The 8,134-nt window shown below is 64.6% G+C and carries 9 protein-coding genes; 5 read left to right on the top strand and 4 right to left on the bottom strand.

Translation table 11 applies throughout. The features are described from left to right. Positions 1-636: lyase family protein (locus IV091_RS00215; RefSeq protein WP_293463841.1), on the top strand; the 636-nt coding region annotated here is incomplete at its 5' end. A gap of 19 nt (positions 637-655) precedes the next feature. Here the strand turns inward: IV091_RS00215 and IV091_RS00210 are convergent. Continuing rightward, positions 656-967, bottom strand: coding sequence for a DUF2007 domain-containing protein (locus IV091_RS00210; protein WP_293463839.1), 312 nt, complete (start codon positions 965-967; stop codon positions 656-658). Positions 968-1,049: 82 nt separating this feature from the next. On the opposite strand from IV091_RS00210, the gene IV091_RS00205 reads away from it, so the two are divergent. Next, positions 1,050-2,234, top strand: a complete 1,185-nt coding sequence (locus tag IV091_RS00205; protein ID WP_293463837.1) for an ATP-binding protein — start codon at positions 1,050-1,052, stop codon at positions 2,232-2,234. 89 nt (positions 2,235-2,323) lie between these two features. Here the strand turns inward: IV091_RS00205 and IV091_RS00200 are convergent, their stop codons facing one another. After that, positions 2,324-2,743 (bottom strand): DUF3717 domain-containing protein, encoded by a 420-nt coding sequence (locus IV091_RS00200; protein WP_293463834.1) that lies wholly within the window; start codon positions 2,741-2,743, stop codon positions 2,324-2,326. A gap of 407 nt (positions 2,744-3,150) precedes the next feature. On the opposite strand from IV091_RS00200, the gene IV091_RS00195 reads away from it, so the two are divergent. Further along, a complete protein-coding gene (locus IV091_RS00195) occupies positions 3,151-3,870 on the top strand; it encodes a TerC family protein (RefSeq protein WP_293463832.1) in 720 nt (239 codons plus the stop codon). A 43-nt stretch (positions 3,871-3,913) separates the two neighbouring features. Then, positions 3,914-4,267: a phage holin family protein gene (locus tag IV091_RS00190; protein WP_293463830.1), complete on the top strand. Its 354-nt coding sequence runs from the start codon at positions 3,914-3,916 to the stop codon at positions 4,265-4,267. Here the strand turns inward: IV091_RS00190 and IV091_RS00185 are convergent. Next, positions 4,223-5,755: a M48 family metalloprotease gene (locus tag IV091_RS00185; protein ID WP_293463844.1), complete on the bottom strand. Its 1,533-nt coding sequence runs from the start codon at positions 5,753-5,755 to the stop codon at positions 4,223-4,225. The two genes, IV091_RS00190 and IV091_RS00185, sit on opposite strands and share 45 nt — an antisense overlap. A 174-nt stretch (positions 5,756-5,929) precedes the next feature. Between IV091_RS00185 and moaC the strand changes: the two genes are divergently transcribed. Then, positions 5,930-6,454, top strand: coding sequence for a cyclic pyranopterin monophosphate synthase MoaC (gene moaC, locus IV091_RS00180; protein WP_293463827.1), 525 nt, complete (start codon positions 5,930-5,932; stop codon positions 6,452-6,454). Between the two features lie 235 nt (positions 6,455-6,689). On the opposite strand, the gene IV091_RS00175 is transcribed toward moaC, so the two are convergent. Continuing rightward, the coding region (locus IV091_RS00175; protein WP_293463824.1) for a Wzy polymerase domain-containing protein at positions 6,690-8,134 on the bottom strand (1,445 nt) is incomplete at its 5' end.

Here is an 8,134-nt window from a genome sequence, read left to right as displayed (position 1 = left end):
AGCATCCAGATCGAGCCGCACGACTACATGGCCGAGCTGTTCGACGCCGTGGCGCGCGCCAATACCATCCTGATCGACCTGGCGCGCGACATCTGGGGTTACGTCAGCGTGGGCTACTTCAAGCAGCGCCTGAAAGACGGCGAAATCGGCTCGTCCACCATGCCGCACAAGGTCAACCCGATTGACTTTGAAAACGCCGAAGGCAACCTGGGCCTGTCCAACGCGCTGCTGCGCCACATGAGCGAAAAGCTGCCCATCAGCCGCTGGCAGCGCGACCTGACCGACTCCACCGTGCTGCGCAACATGGGCGTGGCCCTAGGCTATGGCGCGCTGGCCTACAGCTCGCTGTGCACCGGGCTGAACAAGCTGGAACTCAACCGCGAGGCGCTGGACGAGGACCTGGACCAGGCGTGGGAAGTGCTGGCCGAACCGATCCAGACTGTGATGCGCCGCTACGGCGTGCAGGGCGCCTACGAAAAGCTCAAGGAAGTCACGCGCGGCAAAACCGTCAAGGCCGAAGACCTGCACGGCCTGATCCGCTCGCTGGAAATTCCCGAAGCGGAAAAAGAGCGCCTGCTGGCCATGACGCCAGGCAGCTACACCGGCATGGCGGCCGAACTCGCCAGGCGGGTTTAAACACCGCCAGCGCGCGCTGCTACCGCAACTCCGGCGGCATGGCGGCGCCGCATTGCCAGCACTGCTCAAACCCGCCTTCGACCAGTTCCCCGCAAATGCAGTGCCAGCGCCGCTGCGGCATGTTTTGCAGCGCGTCAAGCACGGCGCGCGCCCGGGGCTCGTCGTCATCGTGCGTGAGCCAGACTTCGGGCAGGCACTGGTCGGGCGGCAGTTCACCGGCGATGCCGCTCAGGAAATAGCGCTGCACGCTGGCCTCGAAACCGGCTTGCTGCAGGGCGTCGGCCCATAGCGCGGCAATCGCAATATTGGGGGCTTGGGTCAGTCGTCGCATGGGGTCAGTGTAGAGTCAGAGGGACGAACCACTCCAATTTATACAAATTGAATTTTATTTAATCAATTTGTATAATTAATTCATGCTTCATCGACAACTCGCCGCCACACTCGATCGCTTGGCGCAGTCCTTTCCAGTCATTGCCATCACCGGTCCACGCCAGTCTGGCAAGACCACGCTGGCACGCGCGCAGTTTGCCAGCAAACCCTATGTGAGCCTGGAAGACCCGATTGAGCGGGCCTTTGCCGAAGAAGACCCCCGCGGCTTTCTGGCCCGCTTTCCCCAAGGTGCCATTTTTGACGAGGCGCAGCGCTGGCCCGATCTGTTTTCTCACCTTCAGGGCATGGTGGACGAGAACCGCGAGGCCGGGCGCTTTGTGCTCACAGGCTCGCAGCAGTTCGGCCTGCTGGCGGGTGTGACGCAGTCCCTGGCCGGGCGCGTCGGCATGACACGGCTGCTCCCGCTGGCCGGCGCAGAGCTCGCGGGCGTGGCCGACGGCACACTGGCGCTTGACGCCCTGCTGTGGCGCGGCGGCTACCCGGTGCTGCACACGCAGGCCGTGAAGCCGGGCGACTGGTTCGCCAGCTATGTGGCAACTTACCTGGAGCGCGATGTACGGCAGGTGCTGAAAGTGCAAGACTTGGGCGTGTTTCAGCGCTTTTTGCGACTATGCGCGGGCCGCACGGGGCAGTTGCTCAACCTCAGCGCAGTGGCGGGTGAGGCGGGTATTACGCACACTACGGCGCGCGCCTGGATGTCGGTCCTGGAAAGCAGCGATGTGGTGTACCTGCTCCCGCCTTACCACCGCAATTTTGGCAAGCGGCTGGTCAAAGCGCCCAAGCTGTATTTTGTCGATACCGGCCTGGCTTGCTGGCTGCTGGGCATTCGTGAACCCGGGATGCTGCCGCTGCACCCGATGCGCGGCGCCCTGTTTGAAAACTGGGTCGTGACCGAGCACCTCAAGCAGCGCTACAACCAGGGACAGCCCGCGGACCTGTTTTTCTGGCGCGACAACAATGGCGTGGAGGCGGACTTGCTGTATGAAACCCCGTCAGGGCTGATTCAGACCGTTGAAATCAAGTCTGGACAAACGCCGACCAGCGACTACATTCGCGCCGGCCAGAAGTCGGCCCGATTCGTCACGGAGGCGGTGGCGACGCCGCGCTTGATTTACGGGGGTGACACCTCTTTTCAGCGCAGCGGCGTGGACCTGGTCAGCTGGCGCCAGTGTGGCCAGATCGGCAGCCATTCGCGCCTGAATGAATAGCTGGTCTGCGCCCGTCCTTTACAAGCTGAAGGCCAGAATGGCTTGTCACTTCAGCACTGGCCGGTTTTCCCGGTCTGCTCAAAGCCCGATCAAGGCAGCTGTTTGTTTTCCAGCGCCCGGTCGGCGTAACGGCCAAAGCGCCAGGCGCTGGCCTCCAGCGTGATACGCCGCCAGGTGCTGCGCTTTTCAAACGGTGTCATTTCGAGCCAGCGCTGCACTTCTTCAAAGCTGCGCCCGCAGCCCTTGCACAGCGTATCGCCCTGGCTGGTCGAGCAAATCGCGATGCAGGGCGTGTCGGCAGTGGTGTCGTACCAGGCCAGCCAGGCGGCCAGCGCGTCGGGCGTAAAGTGCGACTCGCCCGCCTCGTCCTCATGGTGAAACACCATGCGCGCGTACACCGTGGCCAGCGCGCGCAGCTCGGGCGCCAGCGTCACGCCGTCGGGCGAGGGCTTTTGGTGGCGCCAGTGGTTGATGGCCGCTTCGAGGTCGGTGATATGGATGCGGGGCATGGAAAAAACAAGAGCTGCAAAAATGAGGCGGTTTGCGGGTGGCAAGGCCTGGGTCCGAATTATCGGCGAGGCGGCGAAAGACCCTTTACGGAAAAAGACATTGTCTTTACGTTCCAATAGCGCCCAGAAGGGGAGTAACTCCCACGCTTTTTGGCAGCTGTTCACCTGCAACGGCACCAAATCGCATCAACAAATCGTCAATACGAAGTTCACACTTCCGGTTTGTTGGGTCTGCAGCCCTGCTGCAGGTCGAGCCAGACCTTCGATTGGAACCTGAACCGGTTTGATCGAGGCTCGCGTGGCACCCTTTTGCACCCACACGGCGCACCCTTTACCTGTTCGGTTTCAGTCATGCGGAAATCCGTCCCCTGGATTTCCATGCCGAAACTTGAGAAGGAATGTGAGCCATGGAATTATTTTCGACCCCCTGGTGGTCCGCGCTGCTGGCCATCATCATCATCGACCTGGTACTGGCTGGCGACAACGCCATCGTGATTGCGCTGGCGGCACGCAACCTGCCGCCCCATCTGCAGAAAAAAGCCATTGCCTGGGGCGCCGCCGGGGCGATTGCGGTGCGCGCCGTCATGACGGTGGGCGTGGTCTGGCTGCTCAAGATCCCCGGTTTGATGCTGGTGGGCGGACTCGGCCTGCTGTGGATTGCCTACCAGCTGCTGGCCGACCAGGGCGACAAGGCGCATGACGGCCCGGTCGCCAGCACCTTTTGGGGCGCGATGAAGACGATTGTGGTCGCCGATGCCCTGATGGGCGTTGACAACGTGCTGGGCGTGGCCGGCGCGGCGCATGGCGCGTTTGACCTGGTCGTGATTGGCCTGCTGGTCAGCGTGCCGATCGTGGTGTACGGCAGCACCATGGTGCTCAAACTGGTCGAGCGCTTCCCCATCATCATCAAGGCAGGCGCCGCCGTGCTGGCCTTCACTGCTGCCAAAATGATTGTGGGCGAGCGCCTGCTGGCCCCGGTTTACGGCGGGTCGGCCACGCTGCAGACGGCCGCGCAGTGGGCCACTTACGTGCTGGCCATTGCGGGTGTGCTGGGTGCGGGCTGGTGGGTCAGCCGGCGTGCCCAAGTGGCACGCCAGGCAGAGGCCGCGCGCACCCTGCAGGCCTGAGCCAGGCGCGCCGCAGCCCGTGGCGCGGTGGTATTCTTTGGCCATGAAACTCATCATCAACTGGCTTTTAAGTGCAGCCGCCTTGCTGGCGGTGGCTTATCTTTATTCGGGTGTGGTGGTGAGCAGCTTCACGGGGGCGCTGATTGCGGCGGCCGTGCTGGGCGCGCTGAACATGGTGGTGCGCCCGCTCCTGGTGGTCCTGACCCTGCCGGTCACGCTGGTGACGCTGGGTCTGTTCCTGTTCATCGTCAACGCGCTGATGTTCTGGGCCGCCGCCGGCCTGGTCAGCGGCCTGAACGTCACCGGCTTTGGCGCCGCGCTGATCGGCTCGCTGCTTTACTCGCTGCTGCAGCTAGCGATTGACTTTGTCCTCCAGCGCCTGCGCTTTAACCAGTGACTCCACCTGACGCGCGCGCGTGTCAATGATGGAACCCTCCACATGGTCTGCACTGCCGGGCTGGCTGCGCATCATCGCCTGCGCCGCCTTGAACCGGTCCAGCGCCGCCGGGTAGTCACGCTGTGCCACGCGGCTTTCGGCATCTGCCCGAATCGCCCGCACCGTCTGGTTTTGCTGGCCATAGGCCACGGCCAGCATCTGCCAGGCCATGGCATCGCCGGGGTGGGCCGTGACCCAGGTCTGCAGCCGATCGGACACCTCGCGCCCGCGCCGCGCCGCCGTCAGGGAACGGGACACCGTCAACACCTCGGCGCGCGTGGTGGCTTGGGCCAGATCGGCCGTGGCAGCTGAGGGCGGCACCACGCCGGCCAGCAAATCAATCTCAATGCCCAGCAGCTCCACCGCCTGCCGGGCGCGCACAACGCCCTCGGTCAGCGGCGGGAGCTGGCGCCACAGGCTGCGCGCGCCCGCAAAATCGCGCAGTTGCGCCGCGGCCAGGGCGCCGCCATACAGGACGCCGGCATCGCGAATGCGCGCCGCCGCAGTAGCAGGCGGATCGGTACGGCGCTGCGCTTCGGCCAGCATGGCGCGCAGCGCATCGACGCCGGGAACGGCCAGCACGCGGGCGCGCGCGGCCATCATGGCGTGCAGCAGCTGGGCCCGGTCCGCGTCGGCGCGCCCTTCAGGCGAAGGCGTGGCCGCCGCAGCCAGCTGCAGCCGGGACTGCGCTTCGGCGATGCGCTGGGTATTGAGCGGATGCGAGCGCAGGTAGGGAAAGGCCCCGTTGTCGTTGAGCCGCGAGGCCTGCTGCAGCTTTTCAAACATCTCGGCCACACCCCGGCTGTCAAACCCGGCGCCCTGCATCACGCCAAAACCAATGCGGTCGGCTTCGCGCTCCATGTCGCGCGAAAAGTTGAGCTGGCCCTGCGCCGCCACCGCCTGGCCGCCCACAATGGCGGCGGTGGCGGCATCCGGGCTTTTGCTGGCGGCCAGCGCGCCCAGAATCATGGCGGCAATCATCCACGGCGCCTGCCGGTTTTGCTGCGTCATCAGCCGCGAAATATGCCGCTGCGTGACATGGCTGAGCTCATGCGCCAGCACCGCCGCCAACTCGTCGGGCGTATTGACCGCGCCAATCAGCCCCAGATGCACGCCCAGGTAGCCGCCCGGCAAGGCAAACGCATTGATGCTTCGGTCCCGGATCAGGAAAAGCGCCCAGGCAAAGCGCTCGTCCAGTTCGTCCTGCAACTCGCCGCGCGCGCGCGCCGCCTTCATCAGGGGTTGCCAGATGCTTTGCAGGTAGTCGCCCAGCACAGGGTCATCGACATAGTCCGGGTCGCGGTAAATGCTGGCGGCAATACGGTCGCCCATGCGGCGCTCTGCAGCGGCGGGCAACTCGGAACTGTCGCCCATGGAAGGCAGGGCGCCGCTCATGCTTGGTGGCGCAGCGGTTGCGGACTGGGCCAGGCAAGCCTGGGCCGGGGCCATCAGCACCAGGACCGCCAGCGCCAAGGGGCGGAGTGGGCGGAACGCATGGCGCGGCGCCGGGGCAGCGGCTTGGGAATGAATCAAGGGAAACAAAAGTAATTACCTTCACAGTGCGGGCAGATTCACGGGCGCGCTCTTATGATGGCGCATCAATGTAAAAGGTTCTGTAACAGCATGTCTTCATCTTCCGTACTCACCCATTTTGATGGTCAGGGCCAGGCCCACATGGTCGACGTGGCGGCCAAGCCAGCCACGCACCGCATCGCCGTGGCGCAGGGCCGTATCGTGATGAATCCGGCCACGCTGGTTCTGATTCTGGCGGGCAGCGCCAAAAAAGGCGACGTGCTGGGCATTGCGCGCGTGGCCGGCATCATGGCCGCCAAAAAAACCAGCGACCTGATTCCGCTGTGCCATCCGCTGGCACTGACCCGCGTGGCCATTGATTTTGCAGCCACGCCCGCCACCCCGGCGCAGGCTGCCGGCCTTGCAGAGGGCGCAAAAGGAGTGGTCACCTGCAGCGCCACGGTGGAAACCGTCGGCCCCACCGGCGTGGAAATGGAAGCGCTGAGCGCCGTCACCGTCGCCCTGCTGACGATTTATGACATGTGCAAGGCGGTGGACCGGGGCATGACGATCACCGACGTGAAGCTGATGGAAAAGCAGGGCGGGAAGTCCGGGCACTTTGTCGCGAGCCGCTAGTTCCATTCCAGAAACTGCACACGAACCATGAACCGGTGCATCTTTCTCTGTCATTGCGAACAAAGTGCGGCAATCCATGACTGCGCTTTAGGGGCGATGGGTCGCCGCACTTCGTTCGCGATGACGAATCGGGGGCGGGTTCATGGAAAGCAGCGATTGAGGATTCCAGTCATTTAAAAACAGGGGCCCGTATGCGACTTGCCCTGCTTGTGCCAACAGCACCGTGCAGCAGGTGTCAATGGCCTGTAGTTTCCCTGGCCCAGCGCGCATGCGCCTCGGGAAACGCCGCACGGTAACGCGCCTGGTACAGCAAGGCTTCCTCGTCCAGGCCCAGCATCCGGGCGCTTGCGATGAGCTTTTCAGCCACGCGCGCCTCGGGCGAGTAGTGCAGCAATTGCAGCGCAAGCGTATGCACGGACTCGGCATTGCCGGGCGCCAGCACTGTCACGCTCAGCGCCGCAAAGCGCACCTCGTCTGCAAACAGCCAGCTGCCCCCTACCTTGTTCATCGTGTCCTCCCGCAAGGCGGGGCTACGCGCCTCGGCTGGCAGGTAAAGCTGGCTGACGCGGCTGTAGTCGTAGCCTGCAAATGCCAGAAATGCTATCGAAATAGCAGCTAATAGCACCCGAATATATTGGGCTACAGGCTTATTTTCCTTAAATTCTGGCGCTGCGGTCCGGCTTGATGCCGCGCGGGTCCAAAGCAGCCCCACGCACAGCCCGAACGCCAGCTGGAACGGCCCGTACCACAGCGGGTATTCCAGCAGGCTGTGCAGCAAAATCACGGCCAGCACGCCCCAGGCCAGCTGCCGCGCCGGATCGGCTTCGCGCCAGGGCTTGCCGCGCCATACCCACCAGCCCGCGCAGGCGCACAGCGCCAGGGCCGCCGGAATACCGAGCTCCACCGCCAACTGCAGCGGCAGGTTGTGGGCGTTGTCCAAAATTTCGCAAAAGCGCGGGCCCGGGTACAAGGTCATGAAATGGGCATAGTCCAGCTCGCCCCAGCCCCAGCCCAGCCAGGGCTTCTGGGCCATCAGGGTCAAGACGTTGGACCACAGCACCCGCCGGCTGCCGCAGCCCGGCGTTTCCGCCAGCCGGCCCAGCAGTCCCGCGCTGCTCAGCCCGGTGGCCGCGCTCAATAGCCACGGCAATGCGAACACCGCCAGCCCGTAGGCCAGCAGCGCCTGCAGCGCAAACAGCGCCGTCCGCCGCTGGCCGCGCAGCGCCCATCCTGCCGTCAACGCCACAATCAGCAGCCATTGCAGCAAACCCGTGCGCGAGCTGCTGGCCGCATTGCCCAGCGCCAGCAGGGCCATCGCGGCATACATCCAGCCAGGCACGCGCAGCCCGGGTGCCCGCCGCGCCAGCAGGGCCACCAGCGCCAGCAAGCCGATGCTGGTCAGCGTGGCAAACTGGTTGCGCTGGCGTAAATTAGCGAAAGCCTCCCCGGCGCCCGTCTGGCTGATCCAGGGGTTGAACACCTGCGCCAGCCCGAAATACTGCACCAAAGCAATCACTGCGCTGACAGCAGCGGCCAGCACCCAGGCAGTGGCGATCAGCCTGGCGTCCAGCCGGCGCCAGAACAGCCACACCAGCGCCGCACAAAAAGCCGAAACCAGCCACGGCCAGGCGTTGGAGAGCGGGCCTGCGGTGTAGGCGGTGAGCCAGGGCAGCACGAGCA

It is taken from the genome of Polaromonas sp. (genome assembly GCF_018780625.1).
Classification (GTDB): domain Bacteria; phylum Pseudomonadota; class Gammaproteobacteria; order Burkholderiales; family Burkholderiaceae_C; genus Polaromonas.
The sequence above is the reverse complement of the archived record's forward strand: the minus strand, read 5'-3'. Positions and strand labels throughout refer to the sequence as shown.

Coding starts and splice junctions, on each gene's coding strand:
- IV091_RS00210 (WP_293463839.1), bottom strand. CDS start 967: ATGCGACGACTGACCCAAGCCCCCAATATTGCGATTGCCGCGCTATGG.
- IV091_RS00205 (WP_293463837.1), top strand. CDS start 1,050: ATGCTTCATCGACAACTCGCCGCCACACTCGATCGCTTGGCGCAGTCC.
- IV091_RS00200 (WP_293463834.1), bottom strand. CDS start 2,743: ATGCCCCGCATCCATATCACCGACCTCGAAGCGGCCATCAACCACTGG.
- IV091_RS00195 (WP_293463832.1), top strand. CDS start 3,151: ATGGAATTATTTTCGACCCCCTGGTGGTCCGCGCTGCTGGCCATCATC.
- IV091_RS00190 (WP_293463830.1), top strand. CDS start 3,914: ATGAAACTCATCATCAACTGGCTTTTAAGTGCAGCCGCCTTGCTGGCG.
- IV091_RS00185 (WP_293463844.1), bottom strand. CDS start 5,755: ATGGCCCCGGCCCAGGCTTGCCTGGCCCAGTCCGCAACCGCTGCGCCA.
- moaC (WP_293463827.1), top strand. CDS start 5,930: ATGTCTTCATCTTCCGTACTCACCCATTTTGATGGTCAGGGCCAGGCC.